This is a genomic window from Curvibacter sp. GW821-FHT01G03 (assembly GCF_059422285.1).
The window spans coordinates 96,757-117,108 of record NZ_JBWKWP010000002.1 but is presented as its reverse complement, the minus strand read 5'-3'; the positions used below and the strand labels follow the sequence as shown (position 1 = coordinate 117,108).

19 protein-coding genes are annotated in these 20,352 nt (G+C 67.8%); 10 read left to right on the top strand and 9 right to left on the bottom strand.

Annotation, left to right across the window (positions count from 1 at the left end; genetic code table 11):
* Positions 1-27: 27 nt before the first annotated feature.
* The 4 genes from AC07VS_RS02735 to AC07VS_RS02720 are packed head-to-tail and all read left to right on the top strand — an operon-like array spanning position 28 to position 2,734.
* Entirely contained in the window at positions 28-300 is a 273-nt protein-coding gene (locus AC07VS_RS02735) for a type II toxin-antitoxin system Phd/YefM family antitoxin (RefSeq protein ID WP_492346740.1), read from the top strand.
* Positions 297-710 carry a putative toxin-antitoxin system toxin component, PIN family gene (locus tag AC07VS_RS02730; protein WP_494750181.1) on the top strand — a complete coding sequence of 138 codons (414 nt, stop codon included), beginning with the start codon at positions 297-299 and terminating at the stop codon, positions 708-710. Before AC07VS_RS02735 ends, AC07VS_RS02730 begins: the two co-directional genes overlap by 4 nt.
* Before the next feature lie 24 nt (positions 711-734).
* Entirely contained in the window at positions 735-1,748 is a 1,014-nt protein-coding gene (locus AC07VS_RS02725; protein WP_494750180.1) for an aldo/keto reductase, read from the top strand.
* Positions 1,745-2,734 carry a Bug family tripartite tricarboxylate transporter substrate binding protein gene (locus AC07VS_RS02720; protein WP_494750179.1) on the top strand — a complete coding sequence of 330 codons (990 nt, stop codon included), beginning with the start codon at positions 1,745-1,747 and terminating at the stop codon, positions 2,732-2,734. The genes AC07VS_RS02725 and AC07VS_RS02720 overlap by 4 nt, the downstream gene beginning before the upstream one ends.
* Before the next feature lie 27 nt (positions 2,735-2,761).
* Here AC07VS_RS02720 and AC07VS_RS02715 read toward each other — a convergent pair whose 3' ends face one another.
* The 5 genes from AC07VS_RS02715 to AC07VS_RS02695 all read right to left on the bottom strand — a co-directional run bounded on the left by AC07VS_RS02715 (position 2,762) and on the right by AC07VS_RS02695 (position 8,122).
* Positions 2,762-3,700, bottom strand: coding sequence for an alpha/beta hydrolase (locus AC07VS_RS02715; RefSeq protein ID WP_494750178.1), 939 nt, complete (start codon positions 3,698-3,700; stop codon positions 2,762-2,764).
* A 39-nt stretch (positions 3,701-3,739) separates the two neighbouring features.
* Positions 3,740-5,203 carry a flavin-containing monooxygenase gene (locus tag AC07VS_RS02710; protein WP_494750177.1) on the bottom strand — a complete coding sequence of 488 codons (1,464 nt, stop codon included), beginning with the start codon at positions 5,201-5,203 and terminating at the stop codon, positions 3,740-3,742.
* Positions 5,204-5,342: 139 nt separating this feature from the next.
* Positions 5,343-6,608: an NAD(P)/FAD-dependent oxidoreductase gene (locus AC07VS_RS02705; RefSeq protein ID WP_494750176.1), complete on the bottom strand. Its 1,266-nt coding sequence runs from the start codon at positions 6,606-6,608 to the stop codon at positions 5,343-5,345.
* Entirely contained in the window at positions 6,605-6,928 is a 324-nt protein-coding gene (locus AC07VS_RS02700) for a 2Fe-2S iron-sulfur cluster-binding protein (RefSeq protein WP_492346734.1), read from the bottom strand. The genes AC07VS_RS02705 and AC07VS_RS02700 overlap by 4 nt, the downstream gene beginning before the upstream one ends.
* A gap of 15 nt (positions 6,929-6,943) precedes the next feature.
* Complete coding sequence (locus tag AC07VS_RS02695; RefSeq protein ID WP_492346733.1) at positions 6,944-8,122, bottom strand: cytochrome P450; 1,179 nt, start codon at positions 8,120-8,122, stop codon at positions 6,944-6,946.
* Between the two features lie 114 nt (positions 8,123-8,236).
* Between AC07VS_RS02695 and AC07VS_RS02690 the strand changes: the two genes are divergently transcribed.
* Positions 8,237-9,214 carry a helix-turn-helix domain-containing protein gene (locus tag AC07VS_RS02690; RefSeq protein ID WP_494750175.1) on the top strand — a complete coding sequence of 326 codons (978 nt, stop codon included), beginning with the start codon at positions 8,237-8,239 and terminating at the stop codon, positions 9,212-9,214.
* On the opposite strand, the gene AC07VS_RS02685 is transcribed toward AC07VS_RS02690, so the two are convergent.
* Positions 9,181-10,107, bottom strand: coding sequence for a LysR family transcriptional regulator (locus tag AC07VS_RS02685; RefSeq protein WP_492346731.1), 927 nt, complete (start codon positions 10,105-10,107; stop codon positions 9,181-9,183). The two genes, AC07VS_RS02690 and AC07VS_RS02685, sit on opposite strands and share 34 nt — an antisense overlap.
* A gap of 86 nt (positions 10,108-10,193) precedes the next feature.
* Here AC07VS_RS02685 and AC07VS_RS02680 point away from each other — a divergent pair, with 86 nt between their 5' ends.
* The 3 genes from AC07VS_RS02680 to AC07VS_RS02670 all read left to right on the top strand — a co-directional run bounded on the left by AC07VS_RS02680 (position 10,194) and on the right by AC07VS_RS02670 (position 12,532).
* Entirely contained in the window at positions 10,194-10,562 is a 369-nt protein-coding gene (locus AC07VS_RS02680) for a protocatechuate 4,5-dioxygenase subunit alpha (protein ID WP_492346730.1), read from the top strand.
* A gap of 44 nt (positions 10,563-10,606) precedes the next feature.
* Complete coding sequence (locus AC07VS_RS02675; protein ID WP_494750174.1) at positions 10,607-11,443, top strand: class III extradiol dioxygenase family protein; 837 nt, start codon at positions 10,607-10,609, stop codon at positions 11,441-11,443.
* 75 nt (positions 11,444-11,518) lie between these two features.
* A complete protein-coding gene (locus AC07VS_RS02670) occupies positions 11,519-12,532 on the top strand; it encodes a Bug family tripartite tricarboxylate transporter substrate binding protein (protein ID WP_494656321.1) in 1,014 nt (337 codons plus the stop codon).
* A gap of 2 nt (positions 12,533-12,534) precedes the next feature.
* Here the strand turns inward: AC07VS_RS02670 and AC07VS_RS02665 are convergent, their stop codons facing one another.
* A complete protein-coding gene (locus AC07VS_RS02665; RefSeq protein ID WP_494750173.1) occupies positions 12,535-13,455 on the bottom strand; it encodes a ZIP family metal transporter in 921 nt (306 codons plus the stop codon).
* 144 nt (positions 13,456-13,599) lie between these two features.
* Positions 13,600-14,505 (bottom strand): dienelactone hydrolase family protein, encoded by a 906-nt coding sequence (locus AC07VS_RS02660; protein WP_494750172.1) that lies wholly within the window; start codon positions 14,503-14,505, stop codon positions 13,600-13,602.
* 169 nt (positions 14,506-14,674) lie between these two features.
* Between AC07VS_RS02660 and AC07VS_RS02655 the strand changes: the two genes are divergently transcribed.
* Both AC07VS_RS02655 and AC07VS_RS02650 read left to right on the top strand, forming a co-directional pair.
* Positions 14,675-16,741: a sensor domain-containing diguanylate cyclase gene (locus tag AC07VS_RS02655; RefSeq protein ID WP_494750171.1), complete on the top strand. Its 2,067-nt coding sequence runs from the start codon at positions 14,675-14,677 to the stop codon at positions 16,739-16,741.
* 11 nt (positions 16,742-16,752) lie between these two features.
* Positions 16,753-17,649 carry an NAD-dependent epimerase/dehydratase family protein gene (locus AC07VS_RS02650; protein ID WP_494750170.1) on the top strand — a complete coding sequence of 299 codons (897 nt, stop codon included), beginning with the start codon at positions 16,753-16,755 and terminating at the stop codon, positions 17,647-17,649.
* Positions 17,650-17,692: 43 nt separating this feature from the next.
* Here AC07VS_RS02650 and AC07VS_RS02645 read toward each other — a convergent pair whose 3' ends face one another.
* Positions 17,693-20,245, bottom strand: coding sequence for a bifunctional diguanylate cyclase/phosphodiesterase (locus AC07VS_RS02645; protein ID WP_494750169.1), 2,553 nt, complete (start codon positions 20,243-20,245; stop codon positions 17,693-17,695).
* Positions 20,246-20,352 lie beyond the last annotated feature (107 nt).

Here is a 20,352-nt window from a genome sequence, read left to right as displayed (position 1 = left end):
ATCGATCAGCATGGTCAGGAGCCCTTCATGATCACCGAAGTCAGCGCCGTCAACTTCCGTCAAAACCTGGGCGAGATGCTCAACCAGGTTCAGTACCGCCACGACAGCATCATCATCAACAAAGACGGCAAACCAGTCGCGGCCCTGATCGATGCCGAACTGTTCAAGCGCATACGGCAGATGCAGGACCGGTTTGAGGCCTTGAGCCAGCGACTGGCCGACAACTTTGCCCATTTGAGCGAAGAAGACGGCATGGCCGAGATCGATGCCGTGGTGGCGCAAGCGCGTCGGGCATCGTGAACCGCTTGCGCGTCGTGATCGACACCCATGTGCTGGTGTCGGGTGTGGCCTATCCGCACAGCGTGCCGGGGCGCATCCTGCAGGCTTGGCATTTGGGATCGGTTGAGGTCTTACTTTCCAGATTCATCCTTGACGAGGTGGCCCGTGTCCTGCCACGCATGCCTACCGCTGGTTTCGCACCGTACGAGGCCCGTGACCTGGCCGATACCTTGGCGCTGCAGGCCCAGATCGTCGAACCGGCGAACCTCCAGGAACCCGCCTTGCGCGACACCTGTGACCTGCCTGTGCTGGGCACCCTGCTGGCTGCCGAAGCCCAGTACCTGATCACCGGCGACAAAGACCTGTTGGTGCTGGCCGACCGCTATCCCATCGTCACGCCAGCCCAGTTCTGGGCCCGGCATGGCTTTTGAATTCTTCCTTCCGGCATCACCACCATGACCCTCACAAGCACCCGCTCCATCGGCCCCTTCCAGGTCAGCCCCATCGGCCTGGGCTGCATGAACCTCAGCCACGCCTACGGCCAGCCGCCCGCCTTTGAAGATGCGGAGCGCCTGCTGCTGCGCGCACTCGATCTGGGTGTGAATCTGTTCGACACCGCCGCCCTGTACGGCTTTGGCGCCAATGAAACGCTGGTCGGTCAGGTGCTGGCCAAGCACCGCAGCCGGTTCATCCTGGCCAGCAAGTGCGGCATGCAGGGCGTGCAGTTCCCCGACGGCATGAAGCGTGTCATCGACGGCCGCCCCGAGACCCTGCGCGCCAGTTGCGAAGCCAGCCTGAAGCGCCTGAACACCGAGGTGATCGACCTGTACTACCTGCACCGCTGGGACAAGCAGGTGCCCATCGAAGACTCAGTGGGCGCGCTGGCCGACCTGGTGCGCGCCGGCAAGGTGCGCGCCATCGGCCTGAGCGAAGTCTCGGCCACCACGCTGCGCAAGGCGCATGCGGTGCACCCGATCAGCGCCGTGCAGACCGAGTACTCGCTGTGGACACGCAACCCCGAGATCGCCGTGCTGCAGGCCTGCCGCGAGATTGGCGCCGCCTTTGTCGCCTTCAGCCCCGTGGCGCGCGGCTACCTGACCGGCCAGGTGCGCAACGTGGCGGCCTTTGACGCCAAGGACATCCGCCGCGCCATGCCACGCTTTGCCCCCGACAACTACGCCGCCAACCTGGCCCTGCTCGACGGCGTGGCCGAGGTGGCGCAGGCCGCCGGCTGCACCCTGGCACAACTGGCCCTGGCCTGGCTGCTGCAGCGCGGCGAGCACATCATCCCGATCCCGGGCACCACCCGCATCGATCACCTCGAAGAAGACCTGGGCGCCCTGCAAGTCACCCTGGGCCCGGCCCAGATGGCCCGGCTGGACGAGCTGATCAACCGCCACACGGTGAAAGGCCCACGCTACAACGCGGGCAACCAGGTCGAGATCGACACCGAAGAGTTTTCGGCATGAAGACCACCCGACGCCAGGGCCTGCAACACCTGGCCGCCCTGCCGGCCCTGGCCCTGCTGGGCGCCACCGGCGTCCGTGCCGAGGGCGCGGCCTTTCCGCAGCGCCCCATCACGCTGCTGGTGCCCTTTGCCGCCGGCGGCGTGGCCGACCTCACTGCGCGCATCGTGGGCCAGGCCATGGGCGCGCTGCTCAAGCAGCCGGTGGTGATCGACAACCGCCCGGGCGCCGGTGGCGTGGTGGCCACCAGCCTGGTGGTGAATGCACAGCCCGACGGCCACACCCTGCTGCTGATGAGCAATGCCAGCGCCGTCAGTGTGCACCTGTTCAAGAAGCTGCCTTACGACGTGACGCGCCAGTTGGCGCCCATCAGCACGCTGGGCTTTTTTGACCTGGGGCTGGCGGTGCCGGCCCACTCGCGCTTCAAGACCCTGGGCGATGTGCTGAACTACGCCAAAGCCCAGCCCGGGCGCCTGACCCTGGGCAGCATCGCCCCCGGCAGCACCCAGCACCTGGCTGCCGAGCTGTTCAAGTGGCGCGCCGGCATCGAGGCCACCGTGGTGCCTTACAAGGGCTCGCCCGCGCTGATGAATGCGCTGCGCGCCGGCGAGGTGGATGTGGGCTTCGAGATCCTCAGCCCCCTGCTGCCCCAGCTGAGCGGCCAGGCGCTGCGCCTGCTGGCCGTGACCGGGCCGAAACGCTTTGCCAGCCTGCCCCAGGTGCCCACAGTCAAGGAACTGGGGCTGACGAACTACGAGGTGGACAGCTGGAACGCGCTGGCCGCCCCCGCCGGCACCCCCGAGAGCGTGATCGCCCGCGTGGCCTGGGCCGCCAAAGAGGCCCTGGCCCAAACCGCGGTGCAGGATGGTCTGCGCAAGCTGGGCGTCACCCCTCAGGCCGGCTCGCCGGCCGAGCTGGCCCAGTTGCTGGCGCAAGAGATCACGCACTGGGGCGAGGTGGTGCGCAAGGCAGGCATCACGCCAGAGTAAGGCCCCCGGGGCCCACCCAATGGCCACCTAGGCCCTCAGCATGGTCCCAAAGCGCTCGATGCTGCGGGTGATGATGGCCTGGGCCGCCGGCGACCAACGGCCCATGTCGAAAAAGCCGTGGATCATGCCGGGGCCTTCGATCAGTTCGGCCTGGCCGCCGGCCTTGCGCAGGGCCTGCGCATAGGCCACGGCCTGGTCGCGCAGCGGATCGAACTCGGCATTCACGATCAGGGCGGGCGGCAGGTCGGCCAGGCTGGCCGCCTGAAGTGGGGCCAGGCGGGGGTCCAGCGTGTTGAGTACATGGCCGGCGTAGTGCTGGTAGAACCAAGCCATGGTCTCTGCCTCCAGAAAATAGCCCTTCGCGTTTTGTTCGGCACTGGCATACACCGCGGCCACGTGGTCCACCGAGGGGTAGATCAAGAACTGCGCCACCAGCGGCAGGCCGGCATCACGCAGCTGCTGGGCAACCACGGCGCTGAAGTTCCCCCCCGCGCTGTCCCCCGCCACGGCCACGCGCTCATTGCCGCCCAGTTCGAGGGCATGGGCCACCACCCATTGGGCGCCGGCCACGGCATCGTCGATGCCCGCAGGAAAGGGGTGTTCAGGCGCCAGGCGGTAATCCAGAGACACCACCACGGCCTGCGCCCCACGGCAGATCTCGCGGCACATGTTGTCATGCGTGTCGAGGTTGCCAATGACATAGCCGCCGCCATGAAAAAAGACCACGGTGGGGAAGGTGCCTGTGGCCTGCGGGCGGTAGATGCGGGCCGGAATGGGGCCCGCCCCGCCGGGGACAGTGGTGTCCTGCACGCTGGCCACAGGCACACGCTGCTCAGGCGTGAGGGTGCCCGCCGTCAGCGCCAGGTAGCCGGCACGGCCTTGCTCGGGCGTGCCCTGGGCGACAGGGTGGGCACCGGAGGTAGCCATCATCTGCAGAACACCGGTAAGGTGAGGATCGAGGGGCATGCAATGTCTCCTGGGGGCTGTTGGAATGTTTGAAACGGTTCAGCGGTAACGCAGAGCCTCATCCTGCAGCGATGCGGCGGGCAGGGTGACGCGCTCCTCAGCGTACTCCAGGCCGTGCCGCCACGGATGGCGATCCCCCTGGCCGAAGAGTTGGGACTGTGTGCGCATCACATAGCCGGCATTGAAGTTGTCGGCCTCGCTCCAGGGCCGGCGGGACATGTCGGCATCCGCCGCAGGCACGGTGGCTTGCACCATGGTGCAGCCCTGTTCGCGCAGGTGGGTGAGCAGGCGGCACACCCAGTCGCACACCAGATCGGAGCGCAAGGTCCAGCTGGAGCGGAAATAGCCTTGCGTGTAAGCCATGTTGGGCACCCCCTCCACCATCAGGCCCCGGTAGGTGATGCGCTCGGGCCAGGCCACCGGCACCCCGTCGACCTCGAAGCGGATGCCGCCGAACAGCTTGAGCTTGAAGCCCGTCGCGGTGACGATGATGTCGGCCTCCAGATGCTGACCGCTGGCCAGCTGAATGCCTTGCGCATCGAAGCATTCAATGGTGTCGGTGACCACCGAGGCCCGCCCCGAGCGGATGGCCTGGAACAGATCCCCATCCGGAACTTTGGCGATGCGTTGCTGCCAGGGCCGGTAGCGCGGGTTGAAGTGCCGATCCAGGTCGTAGCCCTCGGGCAGTTGGGGTCGGACCTCGTCGATCAGCAGGGCCCGCAAGGCCTCGGGCTGCTCAAAAGACAGTCGGATGACCTCGTCCGATCGGGCCACGAAGGCCCGGCGCATGATCTCGTGAAACCAGGCATCGGGCAGATTGAGCGGGCGCAGCTGAGCCGCCAACGGATGCTCCCAGGGCTCGGCCGCAAAGAACGTGGGGGAGCGCTGCAGCATCGTGACGTGCGCCGCCTCACCCGCCAGGCTGGGGATCAGGGTGGCCGCCGTGGCCCCCGACCCGATGACCACCACGCGCTGGTCTGCGCAGGACAACTCTGCTGGCCAATGCTGGGGGTGCACCACCTGCCCCTGGAAGTCCTTGAGCGTCGGCCATTCCGGGGTGTAGCCCTGATCATGGTCGTAATAGCCCGCACAGATCCAGAGAAAGGCGGTGGTGAAGGTCTGGCTTTCGTCAGACCCCTCGCGGGTCACGGTGAGCGTCCAGCGCCTGCGCTCGGAGGACCAGCTGGCCGACCGCACCTGATGGCCATAACGGATCCGCGGGGCCAGCTCGTTTTCTGCGATCACCTCGTCCAGGTAGGCGCGGATCTCCTCGGCGGTCGCGATGGCGCGCCCTTTCCAGGGTTTGAAGCCGTAGCCATAGGTGAAAAGGTCGCTGTCCGAGCGCGCACCCGGGTAACGGTGGGTCCACCAGGTGCCGCCAAAGCCTGGCATGGACTCAAGTAGGCAGACGGAACGATCGGGGAGGCGCTGGCGCAGATGGCAGGCCGCGCCGAGGCCGGAGATGCCGGCGCCGATGATGAGAACGTCGAAGTCTTGCGTCATGACCGAGGCCTCCTGGTTGGCTGACCAAGGTCATCCTAGGGCCCAGACCAAAACCCGCACTCACCCACGCGACAGAAGTCCCGAGTGGCTGGACGCGCCTGCAGGCCCCCTCCCGGGGGCCTGCAGGGTCAGAACGCCATCAGCCCGCCAGCAGCCCCGCCAGGTTGAAGCCCAGATCCGCCGCCTGCTCGGGCGTCGGCGACACGCCGGCCTCCAGCAGCTTGCGCGCCGTGAGGTGGTCCTTGGCGGCGTTCACCGAATCGACCGCCACCAGGCGCCCGGCGCGGTACTGGAAGACCGAGAACGGGCCGTCCTCCAGGCTCCCACGCAGCACCGCCTGGTCGGCCCCTTCGGACAGGCCGGCCATCTGCAGCTTGCGGTCGTACTGGTCGGACCAGAACCAGGGGGTGGCCGTGAAGGGTCGCTCCTGGCCCAGCAGCGCCGCCGCGGCCGATTTGCCTTGCTCGGAGGCGTTTTGCACCGACTCCAGGCGCAGCAGCCGACCGTCGGGCAGGCGGCGCGCCGCGCAATCGCCGGCCGCCACGATGAGCGGGTCCGACGTGCGCCCGCAGGCGTCCACCACGATGCCACGGTCCACCGCCAGGCCCGCCTCTCGGGCCAGGGCATCGTTGGGCTGCACGCCCACCCCCAGCACCACCAGACCACACGGCAGTTCGCGGCCATCGGCCAATTGCACGGCCCGGGCCTGGCCGTCTTGCAGCATCAGGCGTTCGATGGCGGCGCCTAACTCCAGCGCCACGCCATGGCGGCGGTGCAGTGCGGCGTACCACTCGGACAGCTGAGGGCTCAGCACCCGGCCCAGCAGGCGCGGTGCCGCCTCCAGCACGGTCACGGCCACGCCCTTCTTGCGCGCGGTGGCCGCCACCTCCAGGCCGATGAAGCCGCCGCCAATCACGACCAGGGGCAAGCCCTCGGCCTGGCACCGGGCCAGGCCGGCAGCGATGGCCACGGCGTCGTCTCGGCTGCGCAGGGTCAGCACATTCGCGGCCTCGGCGCCCGCCAGCGGCAATCGGCGCGGTGTGGCACCCGTGGCCAGCACCAGGCCGCTGTAGTGCAGCGCGCTGCCGTCGGCCAGCCGCACGCGTTGCGTCGCCCGGTCGATGGCCTGCACCGGGCTGCCGGTGCGCAGGGTGATCTGCTTGCGGGCCAGCATCTCGGGCGCGCGCATCAACAACTGAGCCGCCTCCACCTCGCCGGCCAGCCAGGCCTTGGACAGCGGCGGGCGGTGGTAAGGCGCATGGGGCTCGTCGCCGAGCAGGGTGATGGCGGCACTGAAGCCGCCGCTGCGCAGGGCCTCGGCCGCCATCAGCCCGGCCTGGCCGGCGCCGACGATGACGATGTGCGCCCCGGCGTCCGGTGCGCCCGCCTCGGGCCCGGCGCTCACTCCTGGACCTCGGGCAGGGTCAGGGTACCGCCCGCCAGGGCCGGGCTGGCCTTGATCTGGCAGGCCAGGCGGCTGTTGGGGCGCCGCTCGGCGGCCACGTTGTCCAGCATGTCGAGTTCGCCGGCGCTGGGTGCGGGCAAGGCGGCCATCAGCAGGTCATCCACATAGCAGTGGCAGGTGGCGCAGGCGCAGGAGCCGCCGCATTCGCCCAAAATGCCGTCAATGCCGTTGGCAATGGCGGCCTGCATCAGGCTCCAACCGTCAGGCACGTCGACGTCGGTGCGGCTGCCCGAGGCTTCGATGTAGGTGAGTGTGGTCATGGGTGGGCTCCAGGTTCAGCGGGTGCTCAGGTCCAGCACCAGGGGGCTGCGGAAAGTGGACGAAGGCATCCAGGCCAGTTGGTCCTGCATGCGGCGGTACTCGGGCACCACCTGGTGGAACTCTTCAAAGGCGGTTTTGACCGCCAGGCGCGCGATCGCCGTGCCCAGGCAAGCGTGCACCCCACCGCCAAAGCCCAGGTGACCCCGCGGCTTGCGCGTGATGTCGTAGGCATCCGGGTTGGGGTACTGGCGCTCGTCGCGGTTGCCCGAACCATAGGCCAGGCAGACAAAGTCGCCGGTCTTCATGGTCTGGCCGTGCAGGGTCACGTCCTTCATCAGACGGCGGCGGAAGCGCTGGGCCGAGGTGTTGAAGCGCAGCGACTCCTCGATGGCATCGGGCAGCAGGGCCGGGTTGGCCACCACGGCGCGGCGGGCCTCGTCGAAGGTGGCCAGGTTGTAGGCAAACATCATCATGAAACCGCCCAGCGACTCGACACCGGCCATGATCAAGGTCGTGGTGGTCAGCAGCACCTCGCGTTCGTCCAGGCGGTCGCCATCGATCTCGGCCATGGCAAAGTGGCTGATCAGGTCGTCACGCGGCTCGGCGCGGCGCATGGCAATCACCTTGGAGGCGTATTCCTGCATCCAGTTGTAGGCCGCGATGTGCTCGGGGCCCTTGGTGCGGGTGCGGGCATCGCTTTGCACCATCAGCACGGCGTTGTCGCGCACGGTCTGCTCGTCGACGATGGCCTCGTCGCCCATGGGCAGGCCCAGCGCCGCCATCAGCACCTTGACCGTGAACTGCGACGAAACCTCCTTGAAATCGAAGCGTTCCACCCCGCGCAGCTGGCCGAACACCTGGCGCGCCACGGCACGGATGGGCTCGTCCAGCGCCATCAGGTTGCGCTTCATGAAGGCGTGCTGGATCAGGCCGCGCAGGCGGTCATGGCGTGGTGGGTCGGAGCTGCCGAGCGTGGCGCCGGCGCGACCGGGCAGCTCGGTCATCAGGTTGCCGCTGGCCGAGGAATAGGTCTGCCAGTCCTGGCCCGCCGTCACGATGTCGGCATAGCGCGACAGCACCCACATCTGGGCCTCGGGGCTCCAGAAGCAAGGCTGCTCATCGCGCAGGATCTTGTAGTACGGGAAAGGGTCGGCATCGATGGCCGGTGAGTAGGGGTCGAAACTGAAGCTCATGTTGTCTCCTGGGGCACCCGCTGTGGGGCTGGACTGGATTCTGTTTTGACCTGGGGCAAAGCACAGTGGACGGAAGCCGGCCAATACTTGCACTTTTGACGCGCCCTGACTGACATGCCCAACTCGCCTCGCTCACCCGCGCCCGTGCGCCGCCGCTTCAACACGCTGCCGGCCTTTGCGCTGTATGGTGAAGCCGGCAGCCCTGGCGCAGCCTTGCTGCACATCGAATCCATCGAATCCCGCAGCCGCCTTTACGACTGGGAGATCGATGCCCATGTGCATCAGGGTTTGCACCAGGTGCTGTGGCTTCGCTCGGGCTGGGCCGAGGTCGTCTTGGACGAAAGCCGCAGCCGCTGCGTGGGCCCCACGGCGGTGCTGATCCCGCCTGGTGTGGCGCACGCCTTCCGTTTCTCGTCCGACAGCGATGGCCATGTGCTGACCGTCAACGCCCACCTGCTGGCCGAGGGCGAGGCCGCCGGCATGGGGCGGGCCCTGCAGCAATTGTTCGCCCGACCACGCGCCCTGCCGCTGGAGGCCGGCTCGCCCGATGTGTCTCGCCTGCAGCCCCTGTTCGAGGCCCTGCAGGCCGAAAACAGCGCTGACGATGCCGCGGATGCCCCGGTGCCGCTGTGGCTGGCGCGGGCCGTGGTCTGGCGCCTGGCGCAACTGGGCCAGCGCGGCCAGCCCGACCAGCCCGAGGTGGGCAGCCCCCAGGGCGGGCCAGGCGAGAACCGGCCCTCACGCCGGCAGGCCCTGTACACGCGCTGGGTGGTGCTGCTGGAGTCGCACTACCGCGAACACTGGCCGGTGTCGCGCTATGCCGAGCAACTGGGCCTGTCCACCGAGCGGCTGAACCGCATGGTGGCGGCCGAAACCGGGCGCAACGCGCAAGAACTGCTGCACGCCCGCCTGGCCCGCGAGGCCTGCCGCCGGCTGGTGCACATCGCCGCCCCGGTGCAGCGCATCGCCTTCGATCTGGGCTTTGAAGACCCGGCCTACTTCTGCCGCTTCTTCAAGCGCCACACCGGGCAGTCGCCCCGCGCTTATCGCCAGCAGGCTCAGGGCCTGACCGCTCCCGTGTCGGGCGGCTGAACCTCGCGGGCCACCCGCTCCAGGGCGGCGCGCAGCCACTGGTGCACCGGGTCGCTGTGATGGCGCAGGTGCCACACCTGGTACATGGGCATGGGCGGGGTGGCCAGGGGCACCGGGGCCATGGCCAGGCCCAGCAGGCTGTGGCGCGCCAGCAGTGAAGGGGCCGTGGCCAGCCAGTCGCTGCCGCGCAACATCGAGCCCAGCGCGGCCATGCCGGGCACGCTGGCCACGAAGCGACGCTCCAGGCCCTGGCCCAGCATCCATTGGTCGATGTCCAGGGCACGGCGGGGTTCGTACAGCACGGTCACATGGTTGGCTGCCAGGTAGGCCTCGCGGCTGCTGGGCGCGGCCCGCTGGCTGGGGTCGTAGAACACGCCGTAGCGGTCTTCGAACAGGCGCTTTTGCAGGATGTCAGAGCCCTGGGGGGGGCGTGGCGTGATGATCAACTGGCACACCTCGTCGCGCAGCAAGGCCGGGCCGGGCGCGCCCGACTTGATCACCCGCAAGGTGACACCCGGGGCCTGCTCGCGCAGGCTTCGCAGCAGGGGCGGCAGCAGCAGATCGCGCTGCAAGTCATTGGCGGCGATGGTGAAACAGGTGTTGAGCCGGGCCGGCTCGAAGCCGGCCGCCACGCTGAAGGCCTCGAGTTCATCCAGCAGGTGCCGGGCCCGCTGGGCCAGCAGGCCCGCCTGCGCCGTGGCCACGATGCCCCGCCCCGACTTGACGAACAGGGGGTCGCCCACGATGGCGCGCAGCCGGTCCAGGCCGTGGCTGACCGCCGACTGGGTCAGGCCCAGGCGCTGCGCCGCACCGGTCACGCTGCCGGCCTCCTGCACCGTCACCAGCAACTGCAGCAGACGGGCATCCAGGCTCAACCAATCGATTTTGTTCATGAGATGTATGAGTATCCATCTGTTTATCTTTGGCAATGGCCTCGGAATACTCCAGCCCTGACACAGATCAACCGCAGGAGACCCCGATGACCGCCACCAAGCCCCAGATTCCGGGCACCACCTTGTTCGACGGCGACCAGGCCCAGAAAGGCTACGCCTTGAACAAGATGTGCTTCTCGTTCAACAGCGCCGACCAGCGCAACGCCTTCAAGGCCAACGAAGCTGCCTACATGGCCGCCTACGGCCTGAACGAAGAACAGTCGCGAGCCATCCGTGAACGCGACGTGCTGGGCCTGCTGGCTGCCGGCGGCAACGTGTACTACCTGGCCAAGTTTGCCGGCATCCTGGGCCTGGACGTGCAAGACCTGGGCGCGGCCCAGACCGGCATGAGCAAGGACGCCTTCAAGGCCATGCTGGTGGCCCACAACCAGCAACCCGACACCCTGGCCGCCTGAGCCATCCCCCACAAGCACGATCACAACGACAACGGAGAAACAAAATGGCAAAGATTGTTGGTGGCATGACCACTTCCCACGTGCCCGCCATCGGTGGCGCCATGGCCAAGGGCATTCAGAACGAGCCTTACTGGAAGCCCTTTTTCGATGGCTTTCTGCCGGTGCGCCAGTGGCTGGACGACGTCAAGCCCGACATCGCCGTGGTGTTCTACAACGACCACGGCCTGAACTTCTTCCTGGACAAGATGCCCACCTTCGCCGTGGGGGCCGCGCCTCAGTACAACAATGCCGATGAAGGCTGGGGCATCCCCACCCTGCCGCCGTTCAAAGGCGCCACCGACCTGTCGTGGCACATCATCAACCACCTGGTGGAACAGGAGTTCGACATCACCACCTGCCAGGAAATGCTGGTGGACCACGCCTTCACCTTGCCGCTGAAGCTGTTCTGGCCAGAAGGCGAGTGCCCGGTGCTGACCGTGCCGATCTGCATCAACACCGTGCAGTTTCCCCTGCCCAGCGCCAAGCGCTGCCTGGCCCTGGGCAAGGCCGTGGGCCAGGCCATCACCAACTGGGACAGCGACAAGAAGGTGGTGGTGATCGGCACCGGTGGCCTGAGCCACCAGCTCGATGGCGAGCGTGCCGGCTTCATCAACAAGCCCTTCGACCTGAAGTTCATGGACAGCCTGTTCAATGACCCCGAGTGGGCCACCCAGTTCAGCATCCCCGAACTGGTCGAGAAGACCGGCACCCAGGGCGTGGAGCTGCTGATGTGGCTGGCCACCCGGGCCGCCGTACCGGGCCAGGTGCGCAAGGTGCACACCAACTACCACATCCCGATCTCCAACACCGCGGCCGGCACCATGGCCTTTGCCGCCGCGTAAAGCTCGCCGGCCTGCCCGCCGAGTGCGGGCGTTCTGCCTAGAATCGCGGCGACAACCCTCGTTGGAGACTCGAACATGACCGAACGCCAAGCCCGCCCAGGCACTGCGACCCCCAACCGCCGCCAGGCCCTCCTGCAGACCGCAGGGGCCCTGGCGGCGTTTTCATGCGGGCAGGCCGCCCAGGCCCAAGGCAGCTACCCGGCCAAACCGGTGCACTTGGTGGTCGGCTACCCCGCCGGGGGGGCGGTGGACATCGTGGGCCGCACCGTGGGCCAGGCCATGGCCACGCTGCTGGGCCAGCCGGTGATCGTCGACAACAAGCCCGGGGCGGGCAGCAACATCGCCATCAAGTCGGTGATCGACAGCCCGGCCGATGGCTACACCCTGCTGGTGGCCGCCAATGCGCTGGCCGCCAACATGGCGCTGTACCAACCGGCCCCCTTTGACGCCGAGCGCGACCTGGCCCCGGTGGGCCTGATTGGCCGCGTACCGGTGGTGCTGGCCGTCAACCCCGGTGCCGGCTTCGACACCCTGGCCCAATTGCTGAAAGCCGCCAAGGACAAGCCGGGCAGCGTGAACTACGCCACCCCGGGCAATGGCTCGACCCCGCATCTGGCGGTGGAACTGTTCGAGCGCGCTGCCGGCGTGCAATTGGCCCATGTGCCCTATCGCGGCGGCGGCCCGGCCATCACCGATGTGGTGGGCGGCCAGTTACCCCTGGTGGCGGTCAACGCGCTCGAAGCCGTGGCCCAGGTGCGCGCCGGCAGACTCAAGGTGCTGGCGGTGATGAGCGCCAAACGCAGCAGCCTGTTCCCTGAGGCCCCGACCCTGGCCGAATCGGGCTTTGCCGGTTTTGAAGCCTCGGTCTGGTATGGCCTGCTGGCCCCCGCCGCCACCCCCAAGCCCGTGCTGGCCCAGCTGAATGCAGCCCTGCAAAAGGCCCTGGCCCAGAAAGACGTGCGCGACAAACTGAGCGCCGCCGGCGGCGAGGTCGAACCCGGCAGCGCCGACGCCTTTGCCACCCTGCTGCACAACGAACGTGCCCGCTACGACAAGGCCGTCCGCGCCGGGAACATCAAGCCGGATTGAGGCTAGTGCCCATGGGCCAGGCCGCTGGCCCAGGTGACCAAGACGATGCCGAGCCCAAGCCAGAACACCTGGGCCAGGGTCTGGCGGGCCGTGAGGCGCTTTTGCAGTTGCGGGATCAGGTCGGCCAGGGCCACATAGATGAAGCTGCTGGAGGCCACGGTCAGAAAGTAAGGCAGCAGGTCTTCCAACTGCTCGACCAGGAAAAAGCCCACCAGCCCGCCCAGGGCCGTCACGGCGCCCGCCAGCGACACCTTCATCAGCGCCAGACGCCGGTTGCGGCTGGCGCGCCGCAGCACCACCAGGTCGCCCATGTGGTGCGGCACCTCGTGGGCCAGCACGGCCAGCGCCGACACCAGGCCCAGGCGCGGATCGGCCACGAAGGCCGAGGCGATCAGAATGCCGTCGCCGAAGCAGTGCACGCTGTCGCCCGTGATCAGCGACCAGCCGCCGGACAGGCTGGGGCTGGTGTCGTGTGCATGGGCGTTCGCATGGGCGTGAGAGTGGGCATGGGCATGGGCGTGGGAGGCGGCGTGCGCGTGGGCATGCCCTTCGTGGGCGTGCCCCTGCGGGAGCCCCCCTCCATGCGGGTCAGCCTGCGCCGGGTCCGTCGCAGCCGGCCCGTGGTCATGCCCATGTTCATGCCCGTGGTGCCACAGTTCGGCCTTGTCGAGCAGGAAAAAGAACACCACCCCGATCAGCAGGGTGGCAAACAAGGCGTGCGGGCTGGCCTGGCCCTCAAAGGCCTCGGGCAACAGGTGCATGAAGGCGGTGGCCAGCAGGGCACCGGCCGCCAGGCTCAGCAGGTGCTGGGCATTGATGCCGCCACGCCCCGAGTCCACGCCGGCACGCATCAGGAAAGCGGCCACCCAGACACTGCCGATGCCGGCAGTCAGGGTGGCAAGAATGATTTGGAGCAAAGTCATAAGCAATCGTCGGGCGGGGCCGGTCACGGGTCACGGCCGGGCCCTGCGCATCTGGGCCCGGCCCGCCGCATCAGGCAAACCGCTTGCCTGGGCCCGGCAGGCCAACCAGGCCTTGGGGCAGTTTAGCGGCTGGGCCGGCCGGGTTCAGGCCACCCCATGCTGTTTGAACCATTCCAGCATGCGTTTCCAGCCCTCTTCGGCGGCCTCCTTGCGATAGCTGGGGCGATAGTCAGCATGGAAGGCGTGCGGGGTGTCGGGGTAGACCACGAACTGCGAGGCGCGGGCGGCCTCCGGGCCCGCCGCCAGCGCGGTCTTCATGCGCTCCACGGTGTCCAGCGGGATGCCGGTATCGGCACCACCGTACAGGCCCAGCACCGGCGCCTTGAGGCTGGCCACACGGTCGATCGGGTGCTGTGGGGTCAGCTCGCTGGGCTGACCCACCAGGCGGCCGTACCAGGCCACCGCCGCCTTGACGGGTGCATGCGCCGCATACAGCCAGGTGATGCGGCCACCCCAGCAAAAGCCGGTGATGGCCGTCTTGTCGAGGTTGCCGCCGTTGGCACCGGCCCACTTCAGGGTGGCGTCCAGATCGGACAGCACCTGGGCATCCGGCACCTTGGACACCAGCTCGCTCATCAGCCGGGCCATGTCGGTGTACTTGGAGGCATCGCCCTGGCGGCTGTACAGCTCAGGGGCAATGGCCATGTAGCCATGGCGCGCCAGGCGTCGGCACACATCCGCGATGTACTCGTGCACCCCGAAGATCTCCTGCACCACCAGCACCACCGGCAGGTGGGTCTTGCCGGTGGGCGAGGCACAGTAGGCCGACAGGGAAAAACCGTTGACGTCGATGCTCACACGCCCGGCCTCCAGGCCTTCGGCGGTGGTGTGGATGGCCGTCTGGGCCTGCAGCGGCTGCGCTGCGGCCGCATAACCCAGCCCGATGCCCAGTGCCGCCTGCAGCGCAGTGCGCCGACTGGGGCCCGCCACGCCACTCTGGCCGGCCGGCAGCAAGGCCTCGAATTCAGTCTTCAGATCGTCAGACAGCATGAAACGCTCCAGGTGATGAGGTGCAGGTCGATGAGGCATGGCAGTGTAGGCAATTCGCGCCAACCCTGCCGACGATCGGCCTCGGGAAGACGTTCGGTGAGCCCCCTACCCCGGCTTTTTGTAACAATTAATGACAAAGACGTAGACTGAGACACCTGCCCCTCACGCCATGCCAGCCACCTCCAGCCCAGCCCCCACCCCCGACCCCCTGTTGCACCGCCTGGGCAGGCCCCTGATCCTGTGCACGGCCGGGGCCTTGCTGATCCTGGTGGCGCTGGCCCGCTCGGCCTGGCTGTTGGCGCTGGAACACGATGCCGCAGGCCTGGTCCTGTGCGTGCTGGCCATGGTCCTGCCCGGCATCGGGCTGATGTGGCTGTGGCAACACGTTCGGCAGGTGCGCGAGCACAGCCAACAGCAACAGACGGCATTGATCGAGGCCCAGGCGCGCAGTGAACGACTGGAGGGTGCGCTGCGCTGCTTTCCGGACGCAGTGGCCCTGTTCGACGCCCAAGACTGTCTGGTGCTGGCCAGCGACCGCTACCGCAGCATGAACCCGGCAGTGGCCCCTTTGCTGCAGTCCGGCGTGCCTTTTGAGCGCATCTTGCGTGCCGCCGCGGCTGCGGGTGAGGTCGTGGAGGCCGTGGGCAACGAAGAAAACTGGGTGCGCCAGCGCATGAGCCAGCACCAGAGCCTGCGGCAGGACTTTCTGCAGAGCCTGGCAGGCAACCGCTGGGTGCGGGTCAATGAATGCCGTACGCCGGACGGTGGGCTGATCGGCCTGCGCACCAATGTGACCGACTTCGTGCGCCAGCAACAGGCCCTGCAAGAAGCCCGCAGCGATGCGCAGCAGGCCCGCCGCCTGCTGGTGCGGGCCCTGGACGCCCTGCCTGCGGCGCTGGAGATCTTTGACGAGCAAGACCACCTGGTGATCTACAACCGGGCCTTGCAGAACATGTTCCCGCACATCGACTACCCGCGATCGGTGGGGCGCCCTTTTGCCGAGATGGCCGCCGAAAGCTTGCGCCACCATGCGGTGGTCGAGGCCGTGGGCCAGGAAGAACAATGGCTGGCGCAGCGCCTGCAGAACCGTGCCAGCATGAGCAACCGCAGCTTTCTGCAAGAGCTGTCGGGTGGGCGCTGGGTGCAGGCCTACGAGAGCCGCACGCCCGAGGGCTATGTGGTGGCGATCCGGCTGGACATGACCGAACAGGTGAAACAACGCGAGGCCTTGGAACAGGCCCAACTGGAGGGCCAGCGCGTTCGGCAACTGCTGATGGACGCACTGGAGGCCCTGCCCGAAGGCCTGGCCGTGTACGACACCGACGACCGCCTGCTGTTGTGCAACACCCAGTACCGGGTGATGTACAGCGGGCTGGCCCATCTGCTGCAAGCCGGCCGATCCTTCGACGAACTCATCGAATATTCAGTGGCTCACCAGCATTTCGGGCGGGCCCCGCAAAGCGGCGAAACGGCCGAAGATTGGGCTGCCCAGCGCCTGGCCTCACACCGCCAGCCCGGGCCCGCCATGCTGGTGCCGATGCACGATGGGCGCTGGTTCCGGGTGCACGAGCGCAAGACCGCCGAGAAGATGACCGTGGGCGTGCATGTGGACGTGACCGAGCTGGTGCTCAAAGAGCAGCAACTGGCCCATGCCAACCAATTGCTGGCCACGCTGTCGGCCACCGACGGCCTGACCGGACTGCACAACCGGCGCAGCTTTGACGAGGCCCTGGCGGCCGAGTGGCAGCGCTGTGCCCGCCACGAGTTGCCACTGGCCCTGCTGCTGGTCGATATCGACCACTTCAAGCTCTACAACGACCATTACGGCCACCTGGCGGGCGATGATTGCCTGCGGCGGGTGGCCCAGGTGCTGAATGCCGATTTCCGGCGCACCGGTGAGGTGGTGGCCCGCTATGGCGGCGAAGAATTTGTGCTGCTGCTGCCCGGCATCGCGCTGGAGGGCGCCCGCGAGGTGGCCCAGCGTTGCCTGGAGCGCATCCGCACCGAAAACATTCCCCATGCCGCCTCGCCCACCAGCCCCCGGCTGACGCTGAGCATCGGCGTGGCCGCCTGGGTGCCGGACGGCAAAGCCCATGTGCACCAGACGCACCGACTGATCAACGCGGCCGATGCCGCGCTCTACCACGCCAAGCAGAACGGACGAGCCCGTTATGTCCTGGCCAGCGACTTGAAGGACATGAGCGAACCGCCCACCTTGTCAGGCACCGATCACTGACAATGCGCCCCATGCACATCCTGATCACCGGTTCACGCGGCTTCATCGGTCGCACCTTCAAACAGGCGCTTGAGCGGGCGGGCCACACGGTGCTGGGCGGGATCTCGCCAGGCCGCCCACCCGGACCGGGCGAATGCACGATGGACTTTGCCCGCGACACCCGTGCCGAGGTGTGGCTGCCCCGGCTGCAAGGGGTGGATGCCGTCATCAACACCGTGGGTGTGCTGCGCGACAGCCGCAGCCGCCCGATCGATGCGGTGCACCGTGACACGCCCATGGCCCTGTTCAGCGCCTGCGCTCAGGCCGGTGTCCAGCGGGTGGTGCAGATCTCAGCGCTGGGCATCGAGGGCAGTCCGACCCGCTACGCCAGCACCAAACGCGCCGCCGACCAGCACCTGCTGGCCCTGGCCGCCGCCCCCGGTGGGCCCGGCGCGGTGGTGCTGCGCCCCAGCGTGGTGTTTGGCCACGGGGGGGCCAGCAGCGCGATGTTCATGGGCCTGGCGCGGCTGCCCGTGGCGGTGTTTCCGGGCCCCATGCTGACGGCGCGGGTGCAGCCGGTGTCGGTACACGACCTGGCCGAGGCCGTGGTAGCCCTGTTGGGCCCGGCGCTGGACCAGCGCGGCATCATTGAATGCACCGGGCCGGCCCCCCTGAGCCTGGGCGACCTGGTGGCCAGCCTGCGGGCCCAGTCGGGCCACCGACCGGCCTGGGTGCTGCGCCTGCCGGATGCGCTGACCGCACTGAGCGCCCGCCTGGGTGACCTGGCCCCGGCCTCGGTGCCTTGGTGCAGCGAGACCCTGGCCATGCTGGGCAGCGACAACGTGGGTGACCCTGCCCGCTTCGAGGCCCTGCTGGGCCATGCGGCCACCCCCAGCGGCGAGCTGGTGGCCCGGGCCTGGCGCGGCTGAAGAGGCCAGCAGCGCCCAGGGTCAAGGGCTGGTCAGGGACAGGTCATGCGCTGACGTCGGCCACGGGGTGCGACTGCACCCACTGCCGCCACATCTCGGCCATGGGCGCCGGGCGTCCGAACAGGTAGCCCTGCCCCAGGGTGCAGTTGAGCGACCTGAGCAGCTCGGCCTGCTCCTCGGTCTCCACCCCCTCGGCAATCGCCGGCACCTGCAAGCCGTGGGTGATGTCGATGAAGGCCTTGAGAATGGCCGCGCTGCGCGCATTTTGCTGGGCCGCCACCAGAAAGCTGCGGTCGATCTTGATCTCGGTGAAAGGAAACTTGTTCAGGTAGGACAGCGAGGAGTACCCGGTCCCGAAGTCGTCCAGGGCCAGGCCCACGCCCAGCGCCTGCAGTTCGCCCAGCGTGGCGCGCATCACCGGGTCGTCCTCGACCAGCAGGCTTTCAGTGATCTCGATCACCAAGGCCTGGGCCGGCAGGCTGCTGCGCGCCAGCACCTCGCGCACCCGATCGACGAAGTCGGCCTGCACCAGTTGCCGCTGGGACACATTGACGTGCACGATGAAGCCGTCGGCCAGCCGGTGCTCGCGCATCAACTGGGCCACCTCGACAGCCGACTGGCGCATCACCCAATGCCCCAGTTCGATGATCAGGCCAGACTCTTCGGCCAGTGGAATGAACTGGGCCGGGCCGATGGCACCACGCTGGGGGTGCTGCCAGCGCAGCAGGGCCTCCAGGCCGCACAGGGCGCCGGTGTCCAGGCTGACCAGCGGCTGAAAGTAAACCTGGAACTGGCCCTGCGCCAGGGCCACATGCATGTCAGCCGTCAATTCGGCGGCCAGGCGATTGCGCTCCAGCAACGATTCATCAAAATCGACCCGCTGGCCGCGCTCACCCGACTTGGCCTTTTGCAACGCGGCACTGGCAAAGCGCAGCAGGTCGCGCTCGAACGTCTGCCCGCTCGCCTGGGCACTGACCACACCCAGGCTGGCGCCCACCAGCACCTCGTCGGTGTCGGTCTGAAACGGCTCGTTGAAGCAGCCCCGCAGCAGGCGGATGAAAGACTCGGTGCGGCCCTCGTCTGCGGCCCCGAAAAGCACCACCAGGAACTCGTCACCCGAAACCCGCCCCACCAAGGCCTCGTCCGGGCAGATCGAACGCAACCGCATGCCGATCAGGCGCAGCAGTTCGTCACCCGCGCGCGGGCCCAGCGAGGCATTGACGGCCCGAAACCGGTCCACACCGAACAGCAACAGGGTCACGTCACGGTGTTCAGGCCAACGGCAGGCCGCCATCAAGCCTTCGCGGTTGGGCAGGCCGGTGACGGCGTCCAGCAAGGCCATGTCATGCAGCTTGTCCAACTGGGCCCGGATGCGTTGCGACATGGCATTGAAGGCATGGGTCAGGGTGGCAATCTCGTGCACGTGGCTGGCCTCGATCACGGCCGGCGGCGCCTCGGGGCCAGCCGCCAGCAGGGTGGCGGCCCGGGCGGCCTGGCGAATCGGATGGGCGATGCGGCGCAGCACCAGCAGCCCGACCAGCAGGCCAGCGCCCGAGATCGACAGCACCAGCACCAGCGCGAGTCGAGCGGTGTCACGCGCCTGCCCATTGAGGTCGGACTCGGCCACCAGGGCCACCAGGCGCCAGTTGAGACCGCGCTCATCGTGCAACTGGGTGCTGCGGCCAAAGTAGCGCTGCCCCTCCTGCACCACGCTGAACTCTGCCGCATCGGCCCCGCCCAGCGGGCCGAGCGCCTCAAAACTGGCCTTGACCAGGGGTTGATGGCTTTGCGTTGCGGTCAGGATCTGCCCCTTGACGCTCGGTCGGGCCTCCTCCACGTGCGAATAGGCCAGCATGCGCCCTTGCGGATCCACCACATAGGCCAAGGCCGAGGGATGCTCTTGCAACAAAGGCAGATGGCGCAGCAAGGCCGACAGATCGTTGAGGGACACGTCGGTGCCCAGCACCCCCAACAGGCGGCCATTGGCGCGGTACACCGGCGTGGTGGCCGAAATCGAGGTGGAGTCGCCAAAGCTGGAGACATAGACCTCCGTCCAGCGCGGCTGCCCCAGGCGGGCGGCTGGGGTGTACCAAGGGCGCTGACGCGGGTCGTAGCGCTGGATCACGGCCTGCTCAGTCCCGCTGTCGGTGTCGTAACTGATCAGGCGCTGGGCCGTTCGGCGGTCTTTGAGAAAGGTCTGCAGCCGACCGTCGGGGCCGATCTTGATGCCGAAGAAATCACCCTGCTCGGTGCCCAGCTGGATCATGCCGACCTGGGGAAAGTGGGGGCGGTAGATGGACTTGAAGTGACCGCTGAAAAGGGTCTGCACAGCGCTCATGTCGCCGCCGTGGACGAGGTCCTGGCGCGTCAGCAGGTCAGCCATGCTGAGTTGCAAGGTGTAGATGACGTTCAGGTGACTGATCACCTCGGCACGCATGTGATCACTGGTGGCAAACAGGAGGTTGCGGCCACTGGCCTCGATGAGTCGGGCCGAGGTAAGGCGCTGCGCACCGATCAGGATGCCGATCGTGGTCAGCAGCACGCCCCCGAAAGGCAGTGCCAGCGCGACCCACAGCGGCATCCTCCATCTGGACATGACAACTCCTGAAACCCAGTTTCAATCGGCGTCTGGTGCCGAATTGCCCGATAGCAGGCCCCGTTGACACTGATTGCGCCCGATGCGAAATCGATGTTAACAGGCCC

What these genes read in the sequence shown, in the direction of transcription:
- AC07VS_RS02665 (WP_494750173.1), bottom strand. Translation starts at nt 13,455, where the DNA reads ATGACTTTGCTCCAAATCATTCTTGCCACCCTGACTGCCGGCATCGGC.
- AC07VS_RS02725 (WP_494750180.1), top strand. Translation starts at nt 735, where the DNA reads ATGACCCTCACAAGCACCCGCTCCATCGGCCCCTTCCAGGTCAGCCCC.
- AC07VS_RS02655 (WP_494750171.1), top strand. Translation starts at nt 14,675, where the DNA reads ATGCCAGCCACCTCCAGCCCAGCCCCCACCCCCGACCCCCTGTTGCAC.
- AC07VS_RS02670 (WP_494656321.1), top strand. Translation starts at nt 11,519, where the DNA reads ATGACCGAACGCCAAGCCCGCCCAGGCACTGCGACCCCCAACCGCCGC.
- AC07VS_RS02720 (WP_494750179.1), top strand. Translation starts at nt 1,745, where the DNA reads ATGAAGACCACCCGACGCCAGGGCCTGCAACACCTGGCCGCCCTGCCG.
- AC07VS_RS02645 (WP_494750169.1), bottom strand. Translation starts at nt 20,245, where the DNA reads ATGTCCAGATGGAGGATGCCGCTGTGGGTCGCGCTGGCACTGCCTTTC.
- AC07VS_RS02690 (WP_494750175.1), top strand. Translation starts at nt 8,237, where the DNA reads ATGCCCAACTCGCCTCGCTCACCCGCGCCCGTGCGCCGCCGCTTCAAC.
- AC07VS_RS02715 (WP_494750178.1), bottom strand. Translation starts at nt 3,700, where the DNA reads ATGCCCCTCGATCCTCACCTTACCGGTGTTCTGCAGATGATGGCTACC.
- AC07VS_RS02710 (WP_494750177.1), bottom strand. Translation starts at nt 5,203, where the DNA reads ATGACGCAAGACTTCGACGTTCTCATCATCGGCGCCGGCATCTCCGGC.
- AC07VS_RS02650 (WP_494750170.1), top strand. Translation starts at nt 16,753, where the DNA reads ATGCACATCCTGATCACCGGTTCACGCGGCTTCATCGGTCGCACCTTC.
- AC07VS_RS02685 (WP_492346731.1), bottom strand. Translation starts at nt 10,107, where the DNA reads ATGAACAAAATCGATTGGTTGAGCCTGGATGCCCGTCTGCTGCAGTTG.
- AC07VS_RS02735 (WP_492346740.1), top strand. Translation starts at nt 28, where the DNA reads ATGATCACCGAAGTCAGCGCCGTCAACTTCCGTCAAAACCTGGGCGAG.
- AC07VS_RS02680 (WP_492346730.1), top strand. Translation starts at nt 10,194, where the DNA reads ATGACCGCCACCAAGCCCCAGATTCCGGGCACCACCTTGTTCGACGGC.
- AC07VS_RS02660 (WP_494750172.1), bottom strand. Translation starts at nt 14,505, where the DNA reads ATGCTGTCTGACGATCTGAAGACTGAATTCGAGGCCTTGCTGCCGGCC.
- AC07VS_RS02675 (WP_494750174.1), top strand. Translation starts at nt 10,607, where the DNA reads ATGGCAAAGATTGTTGGTGGCATGACCACTTCCCACGTGCCCGCCATC.
- AC07VS_RS02695 (WP_492346733.1), bottom strand. Translation starts at nt 8,122, where the DNA reads ATGAGCTTCAGTTTCGACCCCTACTCACCGGCCATCGATGCCGACCCT.
- AC07VS_RS02700 (WP_492346734.1), bottom strand. Translation starts at nt 6,928, where the DNA reads ATGACCACACTCACCTACATCGAAGCCTCGGGCAGCCGCACCGACGTC.